Raw genomic sequence first — 25,347 nt, forward strand, 5'->3', positions numbered from 1 at the left:
CCGGCAATCAGGGCTTGAGGACCACCTTGATGCACCCGTCCTGCTTCTTCTGGAACTTCTCGTAGAGGGCCGGAGCCTCATCGAGCGTACCGGTGTGGGTGACCAAATGCATGACTCCCAGCGGATCGGCGTCGTCCTCTACTAAGGGGAGCAGGGCGTCAGTCCAGCTGCGCACATTGCATTGGCCCATGCGGAGTTGGATTTGCTTGTCGAACATGGTCATCAAGGGCATGGGGTCGGCCTGGCCGCCGTAGACGCCGCTCAATGAAATCGTGCCACCGCGGCGCACCATATCCACGGCTGTATGGAGCGCAGCAAGCCGATCGACGCTCATGGTTTCCATGGCAACCTGCGCCGGCTTGTCCGGAAGCAGGGAGACCGCCCGGTGAAGGAACGACGCCACGGGGGAGCCGTGCGCTTCCATGCCCACCGCGTCCACCACCCCGTCCGGACCGCGGCCCAATGTCTCCTCCCGGATCTTCCCGGCGACGTCCGGGCTGTAGTCCATGGTTTCCACACCGTGCTGTTCGGCCATGGCGCGACGCTCGGGAACTGGGTCGACCCCGATCACCCGGAAGCCTTTGTGGATGCCGATCCTTGCAGCAAACTGGCCAACGGGGCCAAGTCCGAGGACGGCCAGGGTGCCGCCCTCGGGGACGTTGGCATACTCCACCCCCTGCCAGGCTGTGGGCAGGATGTCGGAGAGGAATAGGTAGCGTTCGTCGGGGGCATCCGAATCAACCTTGACCGGTCCGTAGTCTGCGAACGGAACGCGCAAATACTGTGCCTGCCCGCCGGGCACGGACCCATACAGTTCGGAATAGCCAAAGAGTGCTGCCCCTGATCCTTTGGCTGTGACCTGGGTGGTCTCACATTGCGATTGAAGGCCCTGGTTGCACATATAGCAATGCCCGCAGGAGATGTTGAACGGCACCACCACGCGGTCGCCCTTCTTGAGCCGGTGAACCCCGGACCCGACTTCTTCGACGATTCCCATCGGCTCGTGGCCAATCACATCGCCTTTGTGCATGTACGGTCCGAGGACTTCATAGAGGTGAAGGTCCGAGCCGCAAATGGCTGTGGACGTGATGCGGACAATTGCATCCGTGGGTTCCTGGATGGACGGATCGGGGACGTCCTGGACACTCAATGAGCGCCGGCCTTGCCATGTCACTGCTTTCACGATTGGTTCTCCCCGCGTTTGGGCTGGGTGGGTCCCGCCCTGCTGGAGACCCTTCCAGCGAAGCAGAGATGGAACGGGTGCACAAGGTTCAGCCAGCAAATCCGTAAGGAATCTGACCATTGGTGTTAACATGGTGGCCAAGGGAGAGAGTTTCGGGCAGAGATGACCGAGGAGTGTCCGCAGTGCCGACCATGAAAAGCCTCTGGTTCCAAGCGACGCAAACCGCTCTCGCGCCCACCATCCTTCGTTCCACGACGCCGCAGCAGTCCTCAACCGGAACGGCCGCTGCGGCTTCCGGATGGAGCTGCCGGCCTGAGAGCCAATCGTTTCGAGGTCCTCCAATCTGGGTACACCTCGAGGAGAAAGCACAGCGTGGGCCACGAGCGGCGCCCCTGAAGCCCGCTCATCAGGGAGGTAATCCAAATGGATACAGGACAACTGGTACTGATTATCGTGCTGGCCGTTGTAGTGATCGCCGTTGTCATCGTGGCGGTAGTCATCGGCCGCCGTAAAAAGGCAGAAGTCAACCGCCACCGGGCCGAGGAACTGCGGGAGAAAGCAGCCGAAGAGGCCATCGGCGCGCATCAAGCAAAGGCCGAGTCCGCGCAAGCCGAGGCCGCCGCGCTCCAGGCGGAAGTAGAGGCAAACCGGCTCCGTAAAGATGCGGAACAGCATGCCGCGAAGGCCAACGAAGCCAAAGAGCGGATCGACGAAAACCTGCGCCGTGCCGACAAGCTGGACCCCAACGTCCGGGATGAGCGGGACCGCACGAACGACCACAACCGCACGGCCGACGACAACAACCCTGCCACGCGGGATCGCGCCGATGAACGCTCCACCGTCGCGGACCGCGCGACTGACCGGGACCGTTCCGCGCACGACGACGGTGAGCGCCTGACGCGCGACCGTAGCGGACGTGACGGCTCACCTCGTGAGGGTTCACCTCGTGATGGTGACAGGAATTCATAGTTTCAACGGAGAAACGGAGGCAGGAAGTGAGCATCGTTGAGAGACGAACAGGTCAGGCGGTGCGCTCGGCTGAGTCGAAAGCGAGCCGACACGCAGTAGACGTCGTTCTTGGGCATTTGGGCGAGATTGGGCCGGCCGTGGCGGCCCTTCGCCGGGAGTCCTCCAGGCTTGCCGAATGGGGCGAGGAATTGGCACGCGTCCGCCGTCGCGGGGGTAGTGTGTTCGCAGCCGGCAGCGATGGATCAGCGCATGAGGCACAGAGATTCGCCTCCGAGCTGGCCGCCCACGACCCCGGGGACGGCGCCACTTTCAAGGCCATCTCGATCTCAAGGAACGCAGGCGCGGAGGGTGCCGGCAGCATCAGCGCCCAAATCTCGCAGCAGGTACGCAGCGGCGACATCGTGGTCCTGCTCGCAGCGAAAGGCATCACCGACGATCTCCGTGATGCAGCCGCCGCAGCAAAATCCAAGGGCGCGCGGGTGTGGGCACTGACGGGAAGGGACTCCAGAGACCTCGCCCAGTCGGTCAACGAAGCCATTTGCGTCAACACGGACCCAGCCCACGCTGAAGAAGCACATCTTGTGGCCGTGTTGGCTCTCTGCGAGTGTTTCGATGACGCGCTGAGGCAGGTCGAGAAGGGGTAGCGCACCACCTTCCAATCGCGCGACGTGTGATCTGCGCCTCCTTCGGAATAGTTGCAGACGCCATGCAGTTGCTCAGAATGAACCTGATTCATTCTGAAAGGAACTGCGCATGCTGTTTTCCCCACTGGCCCTCGGCGAGCTCGAACTTTCCAACCGACTGGTGATGGCGCCCCTGACGCGCCTCCGTGCGGGCCAGAATGGCGTGCCGGGTCCGTTGATCGCCGAGCACTACCGCCAGCGGGCTTCCCTGGGCTTGATCGTCAGCGAAGGAACCTACCCGGTTCCGGCCGGTCAGTCCTACCCGGGACAGCCAGGCCTCGTCACCGAGGAGCAGATCGCCGGCTGGAAGACAGTCACCGACGCCGTTCACGCTGAAGGTGGCCGGATCTTCGCGCAGGTCATGCATGGAGGCCGCGTTTCCCACGCAGACATCACTGGTGGCCACGAGATCGTGGGCCCCAGCGCTGTTGCCATCGAAGGTGATGTCCGAACCCCCAACGGCAAGCAGCCGTACCCGGTGCCGCGCGAACTCCGCACCGACGAACTTCCGGGTGTCATTCAGGAGATCGTCACCGCCTCGAAGAACGCCATCGAGGCAGGCTTCGACGGCGTTGAACTCCACTCCGCCAACGGCTACCTGCTGCACGAATTCCTGGCCCCCAACTCCAACGTCCGCACGGACAGTTACGGCGGCTCCCCGGAGAACCGGGCGCGTTTCGTGATCGAGACTGTCAATGCCGTGGTGGAGGCTCTGGGCGCCAACCGTGTGGGCATCCGCATTTCCCCCGAGCACAACGTGCAGGGCATCGCAGAAACCGATGCGGCAGACGTACGGGCAACCTACGAGGTTTTGGTGGACACCATCGCCCCCCTTAACCTGGCCTACCTGAGCATCCTTCACCACGACCCCAAGAGTGCTTTGGTCCAGGACCTCCGGGAGCGCTTCAACGGAACGTTCCTGGTGAACACCGGCTTCAGCGAAATCACTACCCGCGACGAAGCCTTCGCGATCATCGAAGGTGGCCTCGCCGACGCCGTGGTTGTCGGACGCCCCGCCATTGCCAACCCGGACCTCGCCCGTCGTTGGCGCGAAAGCCTGCCGCTGAACGAGCCGGATGCTTCCACCTTCTACGCCGAAGGCGCCGAGGGCTACACGGACTACCCGTTCTACGCGAACTAGAATTCCCGTGCGCTGACCGCGCAAAGCACCTCAGCAAGACCACGACGTCGGCACCCACGCCCGGGTGCCGACGTCGTGGTTTAACGTGTGGTCCCCAAGCGGCTGGGGCAGTGGGGGGAGGAATGTGACAGCTGCGCTTACCGAGCCAGCCGCGAGCTTTCCTATAGGATTTGTGGCATGCCTGATCCTTCCCCGGCCGTTGCCCGCGCTGGCTTCCCCGTCAGCCGCCAAGTGTTGGCCGACCACGTCTACGAAGCCCTCCTTGAGTGGCTCATGGACGGCCGTTTGGAACCAGGGGCGGCAGTGAGCATCGACGGGATGGCTCGTGAACTGGACGTTTCTCCGACTCCCGTGCGGGAGGCCCTTGCCCGGTTGGAGCACACCGGCATGGTCCGGCGGGTGGCGCTGAAGGGCTACAGAGTAGCCCCCGTATTCACCCGCGAAGACTTCGCGGAACTGATGGAAGCCAGACTCTCCATTGAACCCGTCAATGCAAAACTGGCGTGTTCCCGCATGACGGCGGAGGGGTTGGATGCCCTGAAGCAGGCCGTGGAGGATCTGAAAACGGCGCCCCGGGGCGGGACTTTTGCCGAGTACCGCAGCTACCTGGAAGCCGACGAACGTTTTCACCAACTCATCGCTGCGCAGGCGAACAACCAGTTCCTGCTCGCGGCGTACAACACCCTGGGCGGCCAGATCCAGCGGTTCCGGCTGTTCGGGGGAGTGGGCATCACCGACGCGGAGCAGGCCATCGCAGAGCACCAGGCCGTGCTGGACGCCATGACCAGCGGTGATCCTGATAAAGCCGCGGACATGATGATCGACCACGTCGAAAAGGTCCGGGGCCGGGCCATGGCTGACGCACCGGAAGACTAGGCCCAACGTTCCGTCCCGGCTCGCACCCGTTTCCGCCGTGCGCGCCCGTTCGTGGTTGATGGCCCACCCTTTTGCGCCGAATGCACCAGTGGTTACGGGTGCATTCGGCGGTAGGGGTAGCGACAGTTCGGAGGGCGCCCGCCCACCCCACTGGACGTTCACCGTTCCCAGGAGCTGAGCACACCCAAGTGACTCTCTTCACAGCTAAATGTATGACATATAGGATCTAGGAAGTTTCCCAAAAAGGGTTGACAGCATTGCTTGATTCGTAAATCCTATAGGAAACAGGATTCCACGAAGGAGTGATCATCATGGCGTACACCGCCGAGAATTGGCCCATCACCGCGGCCCTCCTGCAGTTCCCCGGCATTGACGCCAAGGGGCAGCAGGTCAACGATGCCGACGCTTCCGTGTGGGCTTCGGTCCTCCAGGAAGTGAAGGACGCAGGTTTTGCGAACGCTGACCTGACCGACAGCTGGGTTCGCCCGGGCGACCTCAGCAAGGACCGCCTCACCGAATTCAAGCAGACCGCTGACGAGGTGGGCATTGGGGTTCCCGTCATCTCCGCTATCCGCCGCAGCGTCATCCACGCAACGGACTGGGCAGACAACCTCGCCTACAGCCACCGCACCATCGATGCCGCTGCCGAGCTTGGCTGTGAAGTGGTGTCCTTTGGGCTTCACCAGGCCATCACGCCGGAGCAGCAGGAACAGCTGTGGTTCTGGACCGTGGAGGGTTACAAAGATCCCGTGGGTGACAAGGAAGTGTGGGGCAACGCCGTCTCCCGTCTTCGCGAGCTCGGCAAGCACGCGGCAGAGGCCGGCGTGCTGATCTCGCTGGAAATGTACGAGGACACCTACCTCGGAACTGCTGACTCCTCCGTTCAGCTGGTCCAGGACATCGGCTTGGACAACGTCGGCCTAAACCCGGACCTCGGCAACCTGATCCGCCTGCACCGGCCCATCGAGGACTGGCGCGAGATGGTGGCCAAGACCCTGCCGTACTCCAATTACTGGCACATGAAGAACTACATCCGGGACGAGGATGTAGCCCGCGACAGCTACATCACCATGCCCGCACCGATGGAGAGCGGCCTCATCAACTACCGCGAGGCCTTCAAATTCGCGCTGTCCGTCGGATTCCAGGGCATCCTCTGCACTGAGCACTACGGCGGCGATGGTCTCAGCGTCACTGCCAGCAACCAGGAATACCTCCGCCGCCACGTCCTGCCGAAGAACGCAGGCTATGAACTCGGCAAGAGCCAGGTGGCCCAAGGTCGCCAGGTACCGGCTACGCAGCTCGCAGGAGTCTAGGAAGATGACCCGGATTTTTGATAACCCGGCAAGCTTTGCTGATGACGCGTTGGACGGTTTTGTAGCTGCCAACCGTGGGTACGTTGCCCGCGTTGACGGCGGCGTGGTCCGCTCCACCGAAGTCCCGGCCGGTCAGGTGGCACTGGTGGTTGGCGGCGGATCGGGACATTACCCGGCGTTCGCTGGACTCGTCGGGCCCGGACTTGCCACTGGTTCGGCGTGCGGCAACATGTTCGCATCGCCGGCGGCAGGCCAGGTGTACCGCGTTGCAAAGGCTGCCAACGCCGGCGGTGGAGTCCTGCTCAGCTACGGCAACTACGCCGGCGACGTCCTGCACTTCGGCCAGGCGCAGCTCCGCCTCAACGCAGAGGGCATCGAAACGCGGACGGTCACCGTCACTGACGACATCGCCAGTGCGCCGATCGAGCAACTAGAGAAGCGTCGGGGCATTGCCGGCGACCTCACCGTCTTCAAGATCGCCGGCGCTGCCGCCGAAGCGGGACTGGACCTTGACGGCGTCGAGCGCTTGGCCATCAAGACCAACTACCGGACCCGTTCCCTGGGCGTGGCTTTTGACGGCTGCACGCTTCCCGGCGCCAAGGATCCGCTGTTCCACGTGCCTGCCGGGCAGATGTCGCTGGGTCTCGGTATCCATGGCGAGCCCGGCATTTCCGAGCACACCATGCCCACAGCATCCGAGCTGGCCGAACTTCTTGTTTCGAAGCTTCTCAAGGACAAGCCCGAGGATGCGGGGGACCGTGTGGTGGCAATCGTCAACGGCCTCGGAACGGTGAAGTACGACGAACTCTTCCTGCTGTTCGGAAAAGTGGAAAAGCTGCTCACGACCGCGGGACTCACCGTTGTTGAACCCGAGTGCGGCGAGCTGGTGACCAGCCTGGACATGTCCGGACTGTCGCTGACGCTGCTGTGGCTCGACGAAGAACTAGAACAGTTCTGGGCCGCACCCGCGGACACTCCGGCGTTCCGCAAGGGCAGCATGGCGCCCCGTGCACCCCGTGCTGCCATCACAGCCGACGACGCCGGAACCGCCGACGTCGAACAGCCCACCGCTGCTGCAGCTGACCTCGGGCAGCTGGCCGTCGCCGTGCTCGCCCAGGTGAGGGACGTCGTCGTCGAGCATGAAGATGAACTCGGCAAGCTGGACGCGATCGCCGGCGATGGCGACCACGGCATCGGTATGCGGCGCGGCGTGGACGCAGCGGCGGCGGCAGGCGAAGCCGCCGCGGGTTCCTCTGTTGCAAACATCCTGACCGCAGCCGGCGAGGCCTGGAGCGAACGTGCTGGCGGAACCTCGGGAGCCCTGTGGGGATCAGCGGTCATCGCCGCCGGGTTGTCGCTCGGGAATCGCGAAACATACATATCCGAGGATGCGGGCGCCGCTGTGAGAGCTTTCGTCCGCGCCATCACCGAACTCGGCAAAGCCGAGCTTGGGGACAAGACCATGGTGGACGCGCTCCTGCCCTTCCGTGACGCCTTTCTGACAGAGCTCGACGGCGGGGCTCCCGTTGACCGGGCGCTGGCAGTTGCCGCTGCGGCTGCCGAGTCCGCTGCCGCCAAGACCGCGGATTTGCGCCCGCTCAAGGGCCGGGCACGCCCTCTCGCGGAAAAGAGCCTCGGCCATCCCGATCCGGGGGCGGTCTCCTTCGGGCTGATCACCTCGAGGATCTCGCAATTCATCGATTCACAACTGGCCACGGCTGCCCCCACGGGCCAGCGGTCGGCCGGGAACGGAGCCCAAGCATGAGCAACACCGAAGGCTGGCGCATCGTCGTCGGCAATGACGAAGCCGGAGTCGAATACAAGCAGGCACTCCTGGCTTTGCTGGAAGCGGATCCCCGCGTGGCAACAGTGACGGACGTCGGCGTTGGTTTCAACGACTCCACCGCGTACCCGCACGTCGCCGTTGATGCCGCCCGCAAAGTGGCCGAGGGAGACGCCGACCGCGCACTGTTGATCTGCGGTACGGGCCTTGGTGTGGCCATCGCGGCCAACAAGGTCCCCGGAATCCGCGCGGTCACGGCCCACGACAGCTACTCAGTGGAGCGCTCGGTGCTGAGCAACAACGCACAGGTCCTCACGCTCGGCCAGCGGGTGATTGGCTTGGAACTGGCCAAAAAGCTCGTAGGGGAGTGGCTGGGCCACCGCTTCGACCACACCTCATCCTCCGCCGCCAAGGTGGACGCCATTTGCTCGTACGAGCCCGACTACACGAAGGCAGTCTGATCATGACCACACCGGAAGCAACCGAAGCGACAGCCAACAACGCAGCCCGGAAGATCGCCGTCGTCGGCTCCGGCTACATGGGTGGCGGCATTGCCCAGGTACTGGCGCTGGGCGGGGCGCGTGTTGCGCTGGCTGATGTCTCCGCCGAGATCGCGCAGAAGAACTACGACCGCCTGCTGGAGGAGTCGGAGCAGTTCATCGCCGATGGCCTCTTCCCCGCAGGGTCCACGGAGATCCTCAAGCAGAACCTGTGGGCCGCCAAGGACATCGAAGAAGCCGTAGCGGACGCCGATTTCATTGAGGAGTGCGTTCCCGAGGTACTGGAGATCAAGCATCAGACCCTCGCCCGCATCAGTGCCGCTGCCCGCCCGGACGCCCTGATCGGTTCCAACACCTCCACGATTTCCATTGGCGCACTGGCAGAAGCGGTCACCAACCCGGAGCGGTTCCTGGGCGTGCACTTCTCCAACCCGTCCCCGTTCATTCCCGGCGTAGAGATCATCCCTCACGCCGGCACGGATGCCGCAACGGTTGCCGCGTCCCGCGAGCTGGTCCACGCGGCCGGTAAGCAGACCGCCGTCGTCAAGGACGTCACCGGCTTCGTGCTGAACCGTCTGCAGTACGCGCTGTTCCACGAAGCCGCGCAGCTGGTGGAGCAGGGAATCGCAACAGCGGACGACGTCGACACACTGGTGCGTACGACGTTCGGCTTCCGCTTGCCCTTCTTCGGCCCGTTCGCCATTGCGGATATGGCCGGTTTGGACGTTTACAACTTCTGCTACAAGTCGCTGCAGACCGGCTTCCCGGAACGCTTCGCGACGCCGAAGATCCTCTCGGACCTGGTGGACGCAGGCAAGCTGGGCACCAAGACCGGTGCAGGCTTCCTCAACGTTCCCGCCGAGCGCACTCCGGAACTCATCGCCTATCGCAACAAGGCCTACGTGGCCATGCAGCAGCTCATTGAAGAGCTCGGCCCGGCCCCCATCAACTAAGACCTTTCAGGAGAAGACCACATGACTTTCCCCGCAGAACGCACAGCAATCGTCACCGGCGCCGTTTCCGAGCGCGGCATCGGCCGGGCCACCGTCAACTACCTGGCCGCGCAGGGCTGGAACATCGGCATTATTGATCTCGATGACGCAGCTTGCAAGATCGCAGCCAAAGAAATCGCCGCCGAGTACGGCGTTCAGGCCCACGGCGTCGGCGCCAACGTCGCCAGTGAAGCCGAGGTCCGCGCAGCCATTGACGAGCTGGAAAACGAACTGCCGCAGATCGTGGCGCTGGCCAACGTTGCCGGTGTGAGCTCGCCTGTTGGCTACTTGGAACTGGAACCCGCTGAGTGGGACCGGGTCCTGAACATCAACCTCAACGGCGTCCATTACGCCACCCGCCGCGTGGCCGAGTCCATGGTCAAGAACCGGATCGGCCGGATCGTGAACATCTCCTCGGTCTCCGCCCAGCGCGGTGGCGGCACCTTCTCGAAAACCCCGTACTCCGTGGCCAAGGCCGGCGTCATTGGCCTGACCCGTGCTACCGCCCGTGAACTCGGCGGGTACGACATCACCGTCAACGCCATTTCTCCCGGCCCCATCGACACCGACATCATGGGCGGCACGCTGAGCCAGGAACGCAAGGACGAGCTCACCAAGGACCTGGTAGTGAACCGTGTGGGCTCCACCCGGGACATCGCCGCCGCCATCGCCTTCCTCATCAGCGAGGACTCCGGGTACATCTCCGGCCAGACGCTGAATGTGGATGGCGGACTGTACATGCACTAGGGGCCTCACATGAAGACCTGGACACGAGAACGCAAGATCTACCTGGCTGTGGGCGTCCTCGCCTGCGCCGTGGGTCTGGTGCTCATCTTCTTACCGCGCTGATCGCGGCTGCGTGCGGCTGACCGCGCCGCACTCGTCATTTTCCTGTCACTCAAAGAGGAGTTTCAATGTCTGTTGCCACCAATTCCACGAAGGAGTTGCTGGATACGCCGGTCCTCAAATCGGCCATCTCCAAGGCCTCCCGGCGGCTCATGCCAATGCTCGTCATCCTGTACGTGGTGGCCTTCCTGGACCGCACCAACGTTGGCTTCGCTGAAGCCGCGTTGGAAGTGGACCGGGGCATCACCGCCGGTGCTTATGCATTGGGTGCCGGTATCTTCTTCATCGGCTACGCCTTGTTCGAGATTCCCAGCAACCTGCTGCTCACCAAATTCGGTGCCAAGGTGTGGCTGGCCCGCATCGCCATCACGTGGGGCATCGTCTCTGCGTGCTTCGCCTTCGTCCAGGGCGAAACGTCCTTCATCATTCTCCGGTTCCTGCTTGGCGTGACCGAAGCCGGCCTGTTCCCCGGCGTCATCATGTTCCTGGCTGCCTGGTTCCCCAACAAGGTTCGCGTGAAGATGTTCGCCATCTTCTACCTGGCCCAGCCGTTCTCCCAGATGATGGGCGCACCCCTGTCCGGCTGGCTCATCAACATCGGCGACCAGGTTCCGGGCGTTGCCGGCTGGCAGGTGATGTTCTTCGTTGAGGGCATGCTCGCCGTCCTGGCCGGTATTGCCGCCTACTTCTTCCTCATCAACAGTCCCCAGGACGCCAAGTTCCTGACCAAGGAAGAGAAACGGGCCCTGTCCGATGTCATGGCGCTCGAGGACACGGTGAAAGAGGAATCCGGTCCTCGTGGCGTTCTCGCTTCCATGCGCAACGGCCGTGTCTGGTACTTCACCGTCATCTACTTCTGCCTGCAAGTGGCCGTCTACGGCGTGACGTTCTACCTGCCACAACAGGTGGCGCAGCTGACCGGACAAAAGGTGGGCATCGCCGTCGGACTCCTCGCGGCCATTCCGTGGTTCTTCGGCATCTTCGCCTGCTACTTCATTGGCAAGGCAGCCAACACCGTGGCGCGTCGCCGTCGCTGGGGCACAGCATTGTTCATCTCCACGGGCCTTTGCATCTTTGGTTCCGCGTGGGCCGGTGCCAACCAAATGCCGGCCCTGGGCATCATCTTCATCACCCTTGCGGTGTGCAGCTTCCTGTCCACCGGCCCCATTTGCTGGTCATATCCGACGGCGTTCCTCACCGGAACTGCCGCGGCCGCCGGTATCGGCCTGATCAACTCCCTCGGAAACCTGGGTGGGTTCGTGGCGCCGATCCTGCGGACCACGGTCAACGAGGTCACGGCGTCGGACACCGGAACCATGGGTGTCTATGCCTTGGGTGTCCTGCCATTCCTGGCCGCGCTGCTGATGTTCGGCACCAAGCGTTTCAGCAACAAGGCCGACGAACTGCTGGAGAAATAGAGCGTGAACCTGCCTGCTTTCCCTTCTGCTGCGGACCCTGCCACGGACGCCGCGCTGGACACTATGTTTATCGGCGTCAGCACCAAGATGTATATGGGCTACGCGCAGAGCTTGGCGTGGCTGGCGCAATTGGTGGCAGAAGTAGACGCCCGTCCGGCCCTCGCGGCCGGGCGGGTGGTCCCGTTCGTGATCCCGTCGCATCCGGTGTTGCCCGCGGCAGCGAGTTTGCTTGAGGGCTCGCCACTGGTCTTAGGGGCCCAGAACTGCGGCTGGGCTGAGGGGCCATGGACGGGTGAGGTGTCACCGTCCATGCTCGCTGAGCTCGGAGTGGGCTTTGTGGAAATCGGTCACGCTGAGCGGCGACGCTACTTTGCCGAAGACGAGGCGATGATCGCGCTCAAGGTCAGTGCCGCCGTCGATGCCGGGCTGACTCCGCTGCTGTGTGTGGGAGAGTCCGAGCTTCTGGAACCTGAAGCAGCGGCGGACACGGTGTTCGGGCAGATCAAAGCCGCAGTGTCCGGCGACTGGTCGCTGGCCTCGAAACTTGTGATCGCCTACGAGCCCGTCTGGGCGATCGGCGCTCCTGAACCTGCCTCAGCGGCATATGTTTCGCGGGTAGTCGGTACCTTGCGGGAGTCGCTGGCCCGGCACGGGTTGGCCAGGTTGCCCATCATTTATGGCGGGTCGGCGAAACCCGGCTTGTTGCCGCAGCTGGATGGGGTTTCCGGGCTGTTTCTTGGCCGCTTCGCGCACGACGCCAGCAACTTCGGCCGGGTCCTGGACGAAGCCTTAAGTTTTTGTACAGCAGATGCCCCTAAGACGCCCTCTAAAGGGCATGAGGTGTACGAAAACTCCGCTGGCAGAGAGCCATGAAGCCGCCGAGGTTTTCCAGGCCTTCCGGATGGGTCGGCAGGTAGTTGGTCAGTTCAGGCGAACGCACGACGACGGCACGCCACTGACCGCGCGACACCGCCACGTTGATCCGGTTGCGGGCCAGCAGGAATTCCATGCCGCGGGGAACTTCGCCGGCGGCCGATGCGGCCATGGAGACGATGACCACCGGGGCTTCCTGGCCTTGGAACTTGTCCACGGTACCTACCCGCACTTTCCCGAGGCCGGCAGATCGGAGCTCGTGCTTGATGAGCTGGACCTGGGCGTTATAGGCCGCGACCACCAGGATGTCGGTTTCCTCGAGGGGACGGCGTTCCGGGGAGTCCGAAGGGTCCAGCCATTTCAGGCCCAGATGAGCTTGGACTTGCCGGACCACCTCAACAGCTTCTTCGGGCGAGGCAGTGGAGTTGGCGGTGTGCGTAACGTGTACACAGGAAATTCCGGGGCTCGCCCCTTCGAGTTCACGCATGGTTGCAGCAGGAGCAGCCTCGAGCCGGTTGTCGTAGGACAGTTCTGACACTGCGCTGCACAGTGCCGGGTGCATGCGCCATGACAACGCCAGGAAGTAGCCAAGGTGGGACGGCAAGGTGTTGTAGCCATCCGACAGCCAACCCAGGGCTGATTCATCAACGGGTTCGGGGTGCTTGCCTTGGGTGACCTGGGGAAGTTGCTGTGGGTCACCGAGGAGCAGGAGCCGTTTGGCGGCCCGGCTGACAGCCATGGTGTTGGCGAGCGAGAACTGTCCCGCTTCGTCGATGACCAGGAGATCGAGCGACCCGGCGGGGACTTCCTTACCCACCATGGTCCAGGCTGTGCCGCCGATCAGGGCGCCACCCGGCTTGGACAAGAGCTCTTCCACGTCGCCTTTGGCACAGTTAGTCCACGGCACAGGATCGTTGTGCTTGACGTCCTTGGCCACCAGGCGGGGATCGATGCCCGCTTTCTCCACGGCAGCGCAGAGCATGTTCTCGACTACGGCGTGGGATTGCGCCACGACGCCGACCTTCCACCCGTCGGCCACCAGCCTGGCCAGCACGTGGGCACCCACATGGGTCTTGCCGCTGCCGGGAGGACCCTGGACGGCCAGATAGGAATAGTCCAGATCCTTGACCGCCGCTGTGATGGAATCGATGTAGCCATCGGGGCCGGAGGAAACTGCTGGAAGGTTGGCGAGGGTACCCAGCCTCGGCGGCTGCCGGCGGACCAGGTCCAAGGCCGGATCCTTGGGCCAGGAGGGTAACGCCGCGCGGAGCTTGGTGGCCAACGCGGCCAACGCAGCCCTTTGCCCGGTCGTCTGAATCGGGCTGTCCGGGGTCAGTGCCATGGGGGTCTGGACGAACTCGGTTGAGTCTTTGCGAAGCTTCTCGACGATGGTGACGGACTCGAAGTCCCCCTCTTCGCCGACTCCGATGACCTCGGTCCCGCCCCACCCCGCACGGCCCAGCACAGTGGATTCCTTGGCACCCAGGGCATCCGGCAACGGAGTCCCGTACATTCTGAAGTACTTCCTGCCCGGATCCAATCCCGCGCCATCACCGGAGCGGCCAAGCAGTTTCACGATCCGGGCAGGGTTGCTGCGAGGTGTTGGTTTCGCCCAGTCCTGCAGCAACTCCGCGTGGTCCACTACGAATTGGTCGCGGGACTCGTCCCATTGTGAAGTCGGCTTTTCCAAGCGGTCGAAGTGCTCCCACCAATGCTGTTTATCCTCACGGCGGTGGTACCCGACTCCGGCAGCGACGATGCTGATGGCCCGGGAATCCGGCGTTGTCTGTTCTTCCAACGGCAGACCCGCCACATAGTCGAACAGCGCCTTCTCTTCGGGCGGGGCCTCGTACTTCTCCGGCTCGGTGTCTGACTGTGGGTGCTCCTCCACAGGGCCGCCGGGAACGATGGATCTCTCAGCGGCCCGGGCAAGCAGCCAGTTGCGCAGCTCCAGCGTGGACAAGCAGTCGTACTCGTTGTAGTCCCGGATCCCTTCGAGAATGGCCGCAGCCTGCCCGCGATCACCGTTGTCGCGTGCCGTGCAGTAGTCCGCGTAGGCCACCACTGAGGCTCCGGCGTCGGTGACGTCCCCGGAGCGCAGATGCCGGCCCATGTACAGCGGTTCAAGTTTCTTGATGCTGTAGGAGTTCTCGGAGACACGGAGGCTGTGCCGGACGGTGTCAAAGAGGTCCACCAGGACACCTTGGCGCAGGAGGTCGTCGACGGCGGTTTCGCCCACCACATGCGTCAGGGACAGGTTCCGCAGCGCCGTCTTTTCGTAGGAAGCGTAGTGATAAATGTGCATCCCGGGATAGATGGCCCGGCGCTGGGCCACGTAGTCCAGGAAGTCCACAAACGCTTGCCCTTCCTCAGCGCGTGAATGAGCCCAGAAAGGCCGGAACACAGGATCCGTCCCTGGATCCATGGGGTTCTCGATGACGCCGAAGAGGTACTCCAGTCCCCACTTGCCTGTGGCGGGGTCCTGCCAAAGGGGATCGCCCTCGAAATCGAAGAAGATATCGCCCGGGTCCGGTGCGGGAAGCCTGCCGAGGGTGTTGTCCGGGAGGACGTTGTAGCTGATGGCCTTGGTTTCTCCGGACTTGTCCGTGTACCTGACGGTGCCGTCAGGGTTGCCGGTACCCGTTTGCAGTTGGGCCTGCTCGCGGAGCCTGAGCAGCGTTGAGTCGCCGACCGCTGGCAGGGCGGCGAGGTGGTCGATGGTGGTGACCCCGGACTCGATGAGTTTCTTGCGGCGGCTGATGCGCATGCCCGCGACCATGAGGAGATCGCGGTGCAGCTGGACCTGTTCGGCGCAATAGTTGCAGCGGCCGCAGGCTGAGTACCGGGAATCACCCCATTCCACCGGGCCGGGCTCCGAGGCATGCGCAGATGTCATGCCAAGGAAGCGTTCACGCCGTTCCTTGAAGACAGGGAGGATCTGGGAGAGGGGGTGGTCGCTGTGGACCCGGTTGCCCAGCACCAGGGTGACGGTGGGGTCCGGCGTGATTCCGGCTTTGAGCAGTTGGTCTCCATACGCCGCGAGCTGCAGGAGGGCTGTGACCTTGGCATGGCGGGCCAGCTTGGTATCGAACACCGCATATAGCCCCCCGGGCTGCTTCACCAGGAAGTCGGAACGCCCGTGGAATTGGCCGTCGAAGAACGCGGCCTGAAACACCACATCCGCTCCGGAACGCAGGGCCTCGATGGATTCCGCGTGCTTGGCCGAAAGGGTTGCGCGGTCCATCGCCGTGGCGGGGACGACGTCGTAAACGCCCCTGCCGGTGGCCGCATCCCAGTGCCCGAACCTGTCAACGAACTCATCCAGCACCCGATGCTCGTGGACATCGCCTAGGGCAGCGGTACGTTCCAACATGGCGTCTGCCGCGAAGTCCGGCTTGGGCGAACGGCCAAGTTTTTCGTCGAGTTTGCGGAGCAGCTGGTACTCGCAGGTTGCTGCAATGACGAGGTCGCTGGCAGAGAAGACCAGGTCCCGCGGGGCGCCCGCCATCTCCGGATCGAGAAAAAACACAGCGACCCACCTTCCTTCCACGCCGGTTGAAATCCTTGTAGCCAAGCTATCAGCGGGCACCGACAAAATAACTTCCGGCAAGATAGCGTCCGGCCACTCTAGACTGCACCCATGACCGATACAGCCCCCAGCGTGGACCCAGCCTTCGAAGCCGCCTACCAGGCAGCACAAAAGAGCCTCAGCGAGGGTGGCATTCCCATCGGGGCCGCCTTGGCCCGCAACGGCGTGGTGGTCGCCAGCGGCCACAACGAACGTGTCCAGCACGGCGACCCGATTGCACACGGCGAGATGTCCGCGCTCCGGGCGGCCGGACGCCAAAAGACCTATCGCGACACCACGCTTTACACCACCCTGGCGCCTTGCGCGATGTGCACGGGAACCATCATCCAATTCAAGATCCCGCGGGTTGTGGTGGGCGAAGCCGAGACCTTCCCCGGCGAATTCGACCTCCTGCGCTCACGTGGCGTTGAGGTGGTGGTCCTGGACGATCCCCGTTGCGTGGACATGATGCGCACGTTCCAGGAAGAGCACCCTGAGCTGTGGGCAGAGGACATCGCGGAATAGCCGCTGGCCCAAACCCGCGAAAGAAGAGAGCGACGGCGGTACTCGCCTGTGAGCAAGAGGCAAGTGCCGCCGTCGCCGGCTACAGAGGATCCATATGCCAGCTAGCCATCCGACGACTTTTTGGCAGGCTTCCTCGGAGCCGCCCGGCGGGAACGGGCCGCCGGAGTTGAGGGAATCAGTTCCTTGACCTGGGCCAGCACTGCGGAGTTGGCGCCCCGGGTGCCCAGGTCCTTTGCAAGGGTTTCCACCTCGGACTTTGCGGCGGCGCTGTTGTCCGCCTTCGCATGGAGTTCCGTGCGCAATTCCACCAGGCCGCGGTAGGCAAGGTTGCTGGCCGCGCCGGCAGACTGTTGATAGCTGGCAAGGCCGGCATCGGTCAGGGCCAGCGCCCGCTGGGGATCAGCGCTATGGTGCTTGACCATCTTTTCGTCCTTGCGGCGATAGAAATCATCACCCACAGACTGCGCGACGGCGGTGGCCGCCTTGACGCCCAAGGGCTCACCGCCAAAGCGTTCTGCGGCCTCGGTCAAGGCATTCAACCCTCTCTCCAAATGGGGCGACATTGACCCTTCAAACGCCAAGGTCAGGCCCACTTCCCGGGTGAAGAACTCAGGAGCGAAACGGTCCTCTTCCCTGGTGACGGGGAAACCAACGCGCAGCGGCAACGTGTTGGACGCCTGCACGATGCCGTCCGTGGAATAGACGGCGCGAACCAGATACTGCCCGGGTTCGTCGAAAGCGAAGCCCTCCACCCCGTAAGCAAGCTGGACGAGTTGGCTGAAGCGATCACTGCCGTCGTCGTCGCCCACCGGCGCCGGTGCCAGCGTGACCATTTCCGGGAGGCCGTAGAAGCAGACCACCGATTCGTGCAGCACCACCGTTCCGTTGGGCTTCTGGATGTACACGGTGGTGTTGCCGTAGCGGGGATCCAGCCGGCCATCCACCATGACCGGCACGTCAGTGGTATTCCGCAGCCGGAACTCGATGGACACAGGTTCCATGTAGTCGAAGTGGTCCTTTGCAGAGAGCGTCAGTTCCACGTCGCTGCCCGGACCGGAAACTGTCATGGCGCCCGCCGGGGATTCCAAGTGCCCACCGGAGGCCCAAGGATCGCCGCCCATGATCACGGAGGCGCGGTCTCCGTGGCGCATGTGGAGGAGCTCATCCTCGTCGAAGCGGAAGCGGAAGTTGCCCCAGAAGGAGTCAGTGCCGTTGCGCTGATCGTATTTCCAGTCGTAGTTCATCCAGGACAGCGAGTCCGGGCGGGCCTTGTCCCAGGCATGCAGGAAGTTGAACGCGTGCCCGGCCTCGTGGACCCAGGTGTAGAGGAAGTGCCGCATGGCCCACGCCTGATCCTGGGTGACCGGGTTGGAGACGAGGTTGGTGAACCAGGAGTGGTTCCGGAAGACCGCAAAACCTTGGCGGTCCGGTCCGCGGCCTGCCCCGCCAAAGCCCGCAGCGGCGTCGAACATAATGCCACCCACGCCGGCGGTATCGAAGATACCGGCCTGGATGCCCCACATGTTCCATGCCGGCCATCCCGAGTTGTACTTGCCGAACGAGGTTTCCATGGCGTCATGGAGTTCTCCGACGTTCCAGGAAGCGAAGCCTGCCGCGCTGTCGTCGATGACTGTGTGGACCGGATCGATGGTGACCGCGATTCCGGCGTCCGTATAGGAGGACTCGATGGTGATGGTCCGGTTGGGCAGGTCAGCGGGACGGTTGGTGTGGGCATGGCTGTTGTAGATGGGGACCTTGGGCTCGATGTCCACCGAGGAGCAGTAGTCCAACTCCAGGTTCATGTCACGGAAGGCCTCCGAACGGTAAGAGCACGCATAGGGCTGGCCGAGGATCCCGCCGGACGTGAACGTGGCAACAGCCCCGGTAACAGCACCATGGGACCACGAGACCACAATGTCCACGGTGGTGGCAGGGTGGGTTCCTTTCCAAAAGCGGACGGTCCCCAGGACATGCACGTCGGTGTCGGTGAAGGTGATGGCAGGGATGTCCACGATCCAGGACTCCACATACGTCTTCACCAACTGGTTGACACCGGCGACCTTGACGAAGCGGGTGCTGTAGAAATCGCCGCTGACCTTGTTCATGACCGGCGACTCGGCGTTGCCGCGGGCGTCGATATCCAAACGGAGGTCCAGGGCGCTTCCTATGGGGCCGGGATTGCCTTGGAAGCCTTCATAGCGTCCGCTGACCGCTGCGGGTCGCCGGCACCTCCAGAATTCCGTTGAGGGAAGGGACTGGACAGGGTTATTGGAGGGGGCAGGGGTGTAGTAGGTGCTGGGGACGTTGGGGGTGTCCATGAGGGGATCTTTCTCGCTCTGAAGCAGTCAAATATGCGATCGCCCACGCGCTCTTGGCGCAGAGGCGGCATGACGGTCCAGGGCGGGGCGGGGTGCGCGTGATGAGACTCAGATGAGGCTCAGTTGAGTTGAAATGGCCAATGCCCAGAAGCCGTGTGTAACCCACACTGAGGATACTCCAGCGAATGGACTATATCCAGAGAAACCAGGCCATTTTTTGGACTGCAGAGGGTCCCGATGATCTGGTCAGCGGTACCCGCCGGGCGTAGGCTGGCATCATCGGCGCCCGGAGCCGAAGGACTCGTGCCGAAGGCCCCGCGTCGATCACCCCAATCGATGAAGGAGGACCCATGAGTGCCGTACGTGAATTCATGACCACGGATGCGCAGTGCATCGCCGAGGATAAAACTCTCCAGGAAGCCGCCATGCTGATGAGGGATCTGGACTGCGGTTCACTTCCCATCTGCGGCAGCGACGGCAAGCTCACCGGCTTCATCACCGACCGCGACATTGTGGTCAAGTGTTTGGCCGAAGGTAAGGATGCCCGCGAAGTCCTTGCCCGCGAGCTCGCCACCGGCAAGCCGTACTGGGTGGACGCCGATGCCAACGTGGACGAGGCCGTCACCATGATGGAGGACCGCCAAGTGCGCCGCCTGCCCGTCATCAGCGACCACAAGTTGGTGGGCATCATCAGCCAGGGCGATATTGCCCGCAACCACTATGCCGAACAGCGCCTCGGCGAAATGGTGGAGCACATCTCCGCCAAGGAGCACATGGCCCACTGAGTCCGGCCCAGCGGTTCCGCAGCATCCATGCCAGCCGCCGCGAGGCCCTCCCTTAGAGGAAGGCCTCGCGGCCCGTTCCTTCACGCAACACCAGTTCGCCCTCTTCGATGGAGACGATCAGGCTCTTGGGTTTCCCCACGAGCTTCTTGGTTGCGCTGAGTTGTCGGCTACTGACTTCCACCCCCACCGTGGCACCCTTGGCGGGAAGTTCCACCGTGACTTCGTCGGCCATCCCCAGCAGCATCTTGGTGGAGATGCCGCGCTCGGACACGGCTTCCTTGCCGTTGACGGTGACGGTCACGTCATCGGAATCAAACCCGTCCTGAAGGATGATGAGCAGTTCCTGCATGGTCCAACTACAGCACTAACGGCGTCCCCGGGATAGGCCTTCCCGCTACCCGCCTTCGGAAACTGTCGGCCACGTGAGGCAAACTGTCATGGTGACTTCAAATCTCCAACACCAGTCAGCTGATTCCGCCATCCACGCCCAGATCGCCGCTGAACTCGGCGTCAAGGCCTGGCAAGTCAAGGCCGCGGTGGAACTGCTCGACGCCGGATCCACCGTCCCGTTCATCGCCCGCTACCGCAAGGAAGTCACCGGGACGCTCGATGACACCCAGCTCCGCGACCTCGAAGAACGGCTCAGATACCTGCGTGAGCTGGAAGAACGTCGTAAGTCCGTCCTCGAAGCGATTGCCGCGCAAGGCAAGCTGACCCCGGAACTGGAAGCCGCCGTCGTCGGCGCCGATACCAAGGCGCGCCTTGAGGACATCTACCTGCCGTTCAAATCCAAGCGCCGCACCAAGGCCCAGATCGCCCGCGAAGCCGGGCTTGAGCCGCTGGCCGACGTCCTGCTCGCCAATCCCCAGCTCGACCCCACTACCGAGGCCGCCAAGTACCTGAGCGCCGAGCACTCCATCGACGACGCCACCGCAGCGCTCGCAGGAGCCCGCGCCATCCTGGTGGAGCGTGTGGGTCAGGACGCCGATCTCGCCGAAGACCTGCGTGAACGCCTCTGGAAGCAGGGACGCATGGTGTCCCGCGTCAAGAAGGGCATGGAGGCCGAGGGCCAGAAGTTCAAGGATTACTTCGAGTTCACGCAGGTGCCCTCCGGCATGCCGTCGCACCGCGTGCTCGCGCTGTTGCGTGGTGAAAAGGACGGCGTCCTGGAGTTGGATCTCGCCGAGGCGGACCCCGCCGACGACGACGCCCTGGCCGCCGCCCGCGGCAAGTACGAGAACGCTGTGGCCAAGTGCCTCGGAGTCGCCAACCAGGGGCGGCCCGCCGATACCTGGCTGACGCAGACTGCCCAACTCGCCTGGCGGGGCCGCATCCTGGACCGACTGACCACCGATCTTCGCGGACGGATGTTCGCGGATGCCGAGGATGAAGCCGTGCGCGTCTTTGCCGCCAATCTGCGCGACGTCCTGCTGGCTGCTCCGGCTGGAAACAGGTCCACCCTTGGCTTGGACCCGGGGCTCCGCACCGGCGTGAAGGTGGCCGTGGTGGACGGCACGGGCAAAGTGGTCACCACGGATACGATCTACCCGCATGCCCCTGCGAAGAAGTGGGACGAAGCCCTGGCCACCCTCGGCAGGCTCGCCAAGCAGTACAACGTGGAACTTGTCGCGATCGGCAACGGCACCGCCTCCCGCGAGACGGACAAGCTGGCTACCGAGCTGATCAAATCGCTCGAAGCCGCAGGTTCCAAAGGTCTTCAGAAGCTGGTGGTCTCCGAAGCCGGAGCTTCCGTGTATTCTGCCTCTGCTCTGGCTGCTTCCGAACTTCCGGGCATGGACGTTTCGCTGCGTGGAGCTGTGTCCATTGCCCGCCGCCTTCAGGATCCCTTGGCGGAACTGGTCAAGATCGAGCCGAAGTCCATCGGCGTGGGGCAGTACCAGCACGACATCACCGCCGCGAAGCTGGACCGTTCCTTGGATGCCGTGGTGGAAGACTGCGTGAACGCCGTGGGCGTGGACGTGAACACCGCATCACCAGCGCTGTTGAGCCGTGTGGCCGGCGTCGGTCCCTTGCTGAGCGAGAACATCGTGGCTTACCGGAACGAGAATGGCCCGTTCGCCAAACGCAGCGACCTGAAGAAAGTGCCGCGGCTGGGCGCCAAGGCCTTCGAACAGTGCGCCGGCTTCCTCCGCATCACCGGGGGAGCGGAGCCGCTGGATGCCTCCAGCGTGCACCCGGAGGCTTACTCCGTGGCCCGCAAGATCCTGGTTGCAGCCGGTGGCGGACCCGCCACGGCACTGGATCCACAGTCTTTCGTGGACGGCACCTTCGGTCTGCCTACGGTCAAGGACATCATGTCCGAACTGGAGAAGCCGGGCCGCGATCCACGTCCTGCGTTCAAGGCGGCGTCGTTCTCAGAGGGCATCGAGAAGATCTCCGACCTCAAGCCCGGCATGATCCTTGAGGGCACAGTGACCAACGTGGCCGCGTTTGGTGCGTTCGTGGACGTCGGCGTGCACCAGGACGGGCTGGTCCACGTCTCGGCGCTGTCCAACAAGTTCGTCTCGGATCCCCGCGAAATAGTGAAGTCCGGCCAGGTGGTCCGGGTCAAGGTCCTTGAAGCCGACCCCGAGCGGAAGCGCATCTCTTTGACGTTGAGGCTCGACGACGAACCCGGCGCAGCGGGCGGCCGCAGCTCCGGCGGGCGTGCTTCGGGCGGGCAGAGTACCGTCGAGCGTGCAGGTGGCCAGCCTGGTCAGCGCGGCGGCGGACAGCCGGGCCAGGGGGCGCCGCGGCAGGGCCAGCCGGGTCAGCGTTCCGGCCAGCCCGGCCAAGGGGCGCCGCGGCAGGGCCAGCCGGGTCAGCGTTCGGGCCAGCCGGGCCAGCGTGATCGTCGTCAGGGCGGCGGGCGTCCGGGCAAACCCCAGCAGGCCCCGGAGCCCGCGAACACGGCCATGGCTGAAGCTCTGCGAAGGGCTGGACTCGGGAAGTAGCGCCGGACTCGGAAAGTAGCGGCGGACTCGGGAAGTAGGCCAACCGCCGTCGAATCCTCGTCTTGTTCGCCTGACAGTCCCCACTACGGTGAGGCGGACGAACAAGGCCGGGTTTGCCCAGCGCGCGTGGGCTACAAACCCGCGGTCCTGGCTTCCCACACCTCCGCATCCGAGGGCTGGAGGGCCATGGGCAGCCAGCGTCCGATGCGTTCGAAGGCCTCTCGCCTCACCGGTTCCGGTGAGAGGAAGATGTCGTGGAACGCGTTCGGCAGCCGGCTCACCGTGACGGTGTCCGCCAAGGACAGCGAGCGGTGGGCCACGGCGTCCACGTTGAGGGCGACGTCGGCGGTGAGTGCATCAGCGGACCACTTTGGCTGCAGATAGCTCTTGTCCGAGAGAAGGACGAGCACGGGAACGTCGATGCCCAGACCTGCTGCCACGGTGGCTTGGCCGCGGAACACGGCGTCGAGGAAGGCCGGAGTAACCGGGAAGCCCCGGTCTGGCCGCCACTCGAGGTTGTAGTTCCACTCACCATCCAAAGTGGCTGACACGGCCCGGGTGTAGATCCCCGGATCCACTGGCGGCAGTGGCGCCAGGGGGTGGAGCCGGGCGTGGAGCCCCACCAAGGGAGCGATCGCCCGTCTGCCCAGCTCAGTCGCCTGGAATTCCAGCCACGGACTGTTGAGGATCAACGCCGACGCCATTCCGGGATGGCGGGCAGCCCACAGGCTGAGCGTGAGCCCGCCAGTGGAGTGGCCCAAGAGAATGAGCGGCCGATCGTGGCCAGGGATGCCTTGGCCAGGAACACCGGAGCGGCCCATCTCTGACAGTGCTGCTGCGATGTCGGCGTCGTAGTCGGCCAGGTTGGTGACGAAGCCCGGGACCATGCCCGGGCTCAGGCTGCGGCCGTAGTTGTGCAGGTCCAGGGCGTAGAAGCGTGCGCCGGCCCGGTGCCAGAACTCGGCTAGGTGCTTTTGGAAGAAGTAGTCGGACCAGCCGTGAACGTAAAGGACATCGGCATCGAGGCCAGGGGCTTCAGCAGCGTCCAGCCACGGAGCGCCGGTGTCCAGGCCCTGCCCGTCAGCGCCGAGGTAGCGAACCAACGTGGCGTCAGCGCCGCCGTCGAGGTTGAGCGTTTGCTGCTCAAAGCCTTCGCCAAGAATGTCCGGTTTCCACGGCTGCGTCATGACTGTGATCGTAGCGGTTCGCCAGAGTCGGCGTCCTTTTCCTTTTGCCATGGCCAGCGGCCGGTGATTTCAAGCTCAAGGGAGAAGCTCAGGAAGGTCCGGATCAGCACGATAATCGCCAGAACACCGACGCTCTCAAAGGTGGGAGTGACCGCGACGGTTCGGATGATGTCGGCGGCCACCAGGAGTTCCAGCCCCAACAGGATGGAACGGCCCAACAACTGCCGGTAGGAGCGGTACGGGGAGAACGGCGTGAGCCCCTGCGCCCGTTTGGGTTGATACCCGCGCAGGGCCATCGGAACGGAAACCAAGGCTCCGATCACCATGACCGCTACCCCGGCGAAGTCCATGTACCGGCCGACTGCTTCGATGATGTGCTGGAAATCCATGACACTCCCTGCGTAGGTGCGTGCACCCACCGTCTCACAGGACACACGACGAAAGCAGCAGCCAAGGTTCCGTCGAAACGGAACCAGACTGCCGCCGTCGTGCGTCGTTGGGAGGTGCCGCTACAGCGCGGGTGCCGGGACCGGGAAGAAGACCCGGGGATCCTGCAGGAGCGCGGGGTAGTCGAAGTCGGAGCGCTTGATCACGTTGGTGACCTCGAAGTTGCGGGCGAAACGGCCGGCCACCGTGATGGGCCGCCCCTGGATCAAGCCAACAGCAAACGTCTGGCCATCATCGAACGGGACGGCCAGCTCGGTTTTGCCGGGCAACGTGTTGAAGGCCTGCTCCTGTGCCTGGCGCTTCCGCGTGGGCTTCTTCTCGCGCGGTGCGACCGGACGTTTCTTGGGGCCGCCTACCTGCCGGCGGGACTTCTCCTCCGCGTAAACAAACTGGTACTCGTCGGGGTCTGCAACAGGCGTGGACTTGGCCTTGCCGTGCGGCGGCATGCTGACGGTGGTGAGCTGCTCCGGGCGGAGGTCCTCCACGTTGGAGCGCAGGATCAGGAGGCGGTCCTCTTCCGGGTCCTCCGGGTGGAACTCGTGCTTGGGCTCAGGCCACACGTATTCCAGCTTTTCCTCGATGCCGGGGAAAATCTGCGCATAGTGCTTGGGGTCTTTGCCCAGCAGCTTGGAGCGGTGGCTGAGGTGCAGGTCCTCGTGTCCGAGCCAAGGCGGCATGACAATCCGGGAGGCGTAGTCCGGGTGGGCTGCCTGCGGGGCGAACTCGGCGATGTTCGCGCGCGTGTTGTCCGGGTGCCCGCGGTCCATCCATTCATCTGCCATGGCCAGGCCGTACATGGTGAGGGCAGGGACGTGGCCCATCCACATGCGGACGGCCGGGTGCTGCTGCCAACCGTACTCCGGGATCACCAAAGCGCGGAGGACCTGGAGTGCTTCGACGCGCTGCTTGCCGAGCCTTGAGGTGTCGAGCGCCTTGGCACTCTCACGGAAATCGGCGAAGGGGAGGAAAGTCTGCATCCTTTCAGT

At 63.8% G+C, this 25,347-nt stretch carries 21 protein-coding genes; 14 read left to right on the forward strand and 7 right to left on the reverse strand.

The genetic code is table 11. The features are described from left to right. Window positions 1-7 precede the first annotated feature (7 nt). Entirely contained in the window at window positions 8-1,183 is a 1,176-nt protein-coding gene (locus RQH14_RS02980; RefSeq protein ID WP_311211854.1) for a zinc-dependent alcohol dehydrogenase, read from the reverse strand. Between the two features lie 423 nt (window positions 1,184-1,606). On the opposite strand from RQH14_RS02980, the gene RQH14_RS02985 reads away from it, so the two are divergent. The 11 genes from RQH14_RS02985 (at window position 1,607) to RQH14_RS03035 (ending at window position 12,577) form a co-directional block, all read left to right on the forward strand. Next, entirely contained in the window at window positions 1,607-2,152 is a 546-nt protein-coding gene (locus RQH14_RS02985) for a hypothetical protein (protein ID WP_311211855.1), read from the forward strand. A gap of 26 nt (window positions 2,153-2,178) precedes the next feature. Continuing rightward, window positions 2,179-2,796, forward strand: a complete 618-nt coding sequence (locus RQH14_RS02990; protein ID WP_311211856.1) for an SIS domain-containing protein — start codon at window positions 2,179-2,181, stop codon at window positions 2,794-2,796. Between the two features lie 109 nt (window positions 2,797-2,905). Further along, window positions 2,906-3,976 (forward strand): alkene reductase, encoded by a 1,071-nt coding sequence (locus tag RQH14_RS02995; RefSeq protein ID WP_311211857.1) that lies wholly within the window; start codon window positions 2,906-2,908, stop codon window positions 3,974-3,976. Between the two features lie 177 nt (window positions 3,977-4,153). Next, window positions 4,154-4,852: a GntR family transcriptional regulator gene (locus RQH14_RS03000; RefSeq protein WP_311211858.1), complete on the forward strand. Its 699-nt coding sequence runs from the start codon at window positions 4,154-4,156 to the stop codon at window positions 4,850-4,852. A gap of 311 nt (window positions 4,853-5,163) precedes the next feature. Further along, window positions 5,164-6,165, forward strand: a complete 1,002-nt coding sequence (locus tag RQH14_RS03005) for a sugar phosphate isomerase/epimerase family protein (RefSeq protein WP_311211859.1) — start codon at window positions 5,164-5,166, stop codon at window positions 6,163-6,165. A 4-nt stretch (window positions 6,166-6,169) separates the two neighbouring features. Next, window positions 6,170-7,930 carry a dihydroxyacetone kinase subunit DhaL gene (gene dhaL / locus RQH14_RS03010; protein ID WP_311211860.1) on the forward strand — a complete coding sequence of 587 codons (1,761 nt, stop codon included), beginning with the start codon at window positions 6,170-6,172 and terminating at the stop codon, window positions 7,928-7,930. Continuing rightward, the gene (locus RQH14_RS03015) at window positions 7,927-8,409 is read left to right on the forward strand and encodes a ribose-5-phosphate isomerase (protein WP_311211861.1); all 483 of its coding nucleotides are present in this window, start codon (window positions 7,927-7,929) and stop codon (window positions 8,407-8,409) included. The genes dhaL and RQH14_RS03015 overlap by 4 nt, the downstream gene beginning before the upstream one ends. 2 nt (window positions 8,410-8,411) lie before the next feature. Continuing rightward, the gene (locus RQH14_RS03020) at window positions 8,412-9,401 is read left to right on the forward strand and encodes a 3-hydroxyacyl-CoA dehydrogenase family protein (protein WP_311211862.1); all 990 of its coding nucleotides are present in this window, start codon (window positions 8,412-8,414) and stop codon (window positions 9,399-9,401) included. A gap of 21 nt (window positions 9,402-9,422) precedes the next feature. After that, window positions 9,423-10,187, forward strand: a complete 765-nt coding sequence (locus RQH14_RS03025) for an SDR family oxidoreductase (RefSeq protein ID WP_311211863.1) — start codon at window positions 9,423-9,425, stop codon at window positions 10,185-10,187. A 167-nt stretch (window positions 10,188-10,354) separates the two neighbouring features. Beyond that, window positions 10,355-11,704 carry an MFS transporter gene (locus tag RQH14_RS03030; RefSeq protein ID WP_311211864.1) on the forward strand — a complete coding sequence of 450 codons (1,350 nt, stop codon included), beginning with the start codon at window positions 10,355-10,357 and terminating at the stop codon, window positions 11,702-11,704. Between the two features lie 63 nt (window positions 11,705-11,767). Then, on the forward strand, window positions 11,768-12,577 hold the full coding sequence (locus RQH14_RS03035; protein ID WP_311212093.1) for a triose-phosphate isomerase family protein: 810 nt from the start codon (window positions 11,768-11,770) through the stop codon (window positions 12,575-12,577). On the opposite strand, the gene RQH14_RS03040 is transcribed toward RQH14_RS03035, so the two are convergent. Beyond that, window positions 12,531-16,106 (reverse strand): TM0106 family RecB-like putative nuclease, encoded by a 3,576-nt coding sequence (locus RQH14_RS03040; RefSeq protein WP_311211865.1) that lies wholly within the window; start codon window positions 16,104-16,106, stop codon window positions 12,531-12,533. The two genes, RQH14_RS03035 and RQH14_RS03040, sit on opposite strands and share 47 nt — an antisense overlap. Before the next feature lie 111 nt (window positions 16,107-16,217). Here RQH14_RS03040 and RQH14_RS03045 point away from each other — a divergent pair, with 111 nt between their 5' ends. Next, window positions 16,218-16,670, forward strand: a complete 453-nt coding sequence (locus RQH14_RS03045; RefSeq protein WP_311211866.1) for a nucleoside deaminase — start codon at window positions 16,218-16,220, stop codon at window positions 16,668-16,670. 101 nt (window positions 16,671-16,771) lie between these two features. Here RQH14_RS03045 and RQH14_RS03050 read toward each other — a convergent pair whose 3' ends face one another. Continuing rightward, a complete protein-coding gene (locus tag RQH14_RS03050) occupies window positions 16,772-18,988 on the reverse strand; it encodes a hypothetical protein (protein ID WP_311211867.1) in 2,217 nt (738 codons plus the stop codon). 350 nt (window positions 18,989-19,338) lie between these two features. On the opposite strand from RQH14_RS03050, the gene RQH14_RS03055 reads away from it, so the two are divergent. Beyond that, on the forward strand, window positions 19,339-19,773 hold the full coding sequence (locus RQH14_RS03055) for a CBS domain-containing protein (protein ID WP_311211868.1): 435 nt from the start codon (window positions 19,339-19,341) through the stop codon (window positions 19,771-19,773). 52 nt (window positions 19,774-19,825) lie between these two features. Here the strand turns inward: RQH14_RS03055 and RQH14_RS03060 are convergent, their stop codons facing one another. Beyond that, the gene (locus RQH14_RS03060; protein ID WP_311211869.1) at window positions 19,826-20,122 is read right to left on the reverse strand and encodes a hypothetical protein; all 297 of its coding nucleotides are present in this window, start codon (window positions 20,120-20,122) and stop codon (window positions 19,826-19,828) included. A gap of 88 nt (window positions 20,123-20,210) precedes the next feature. Here RQH14_RS03060 and RQH14_RS03065 point away from each other — a divergent pair, with 88 nt between their 5' ends. Beyond that, the gene (locus RQH14_RS03065; RefSeq protein ID WP_311211870.1) at window positions 20,211-22,727 is read left to right on the forward strand and encodes a Tex-like N-terminal domain-containing protein; all 2,517 of its coding nucleotides are present in this window, start codon (window positions 20,211-20,213) and stop codon (window positions 22,725-22,727) included. A gap of 131 nt (window positions 22,728-22,858) precedes the next feature. On the opposite strand, the gene RQH14_RS03070 is transcribed toward RQH14_RS03065, so the two are convergent. The 3 genes from RQH14_RS03070 to RQH14_RS03080 form a co-directional block, all read right to left on the reverse strand. Further along, window positions 22,859-23,914, reverse strand: a complete 1,056-nt coding sequence (locus tag RQH14_RS03070; RefSeq protein ID WP_311211871.1) for an alpha/beta hydrolase — start codon at window positions 23,912-23,914, stop codon at window positions 22,859-22,861. Continuing rightward, a complete protein-coding gene (locus RQH14_RS03075) occupies window positions 23,911-24,303 on the reverse strand; it encodes a DUF1622 domain-containing protein (RefSeq protein WP_311211872.1) in 393 nt (130 codons plus the stop codon). Before RQH14_RS03075 ends, RQH14_RS03070 begins: the two co-directional genes overlap by 4 nt. A 120-nt stretch (window positions 24,304-24,423) precedes the next feature. Further along, complete coding sequence (locus RQH14_RS03080; protein WP_311211873.1) at window positions 24,424-25,338, reverse strand: MSMEG_6728 family protein; 915 nt, start codon at window positions 25,336-25,338, stop codon at window positions 24,424-24,426. Window positions 25,339-25,347: the final 9 nt, after the last annotated feature.

Origin of the sequence: Arthrobacter sp. WCS2018Hpa-7, from assembly GCF_031843805.1 — a bacterium.
Taxonomy (GTDB): domain Bacteria; phylum Actinomycetota; class Actinomycetes; order Actinomycetales; family Micrococcaceae; genus Arthrobacter.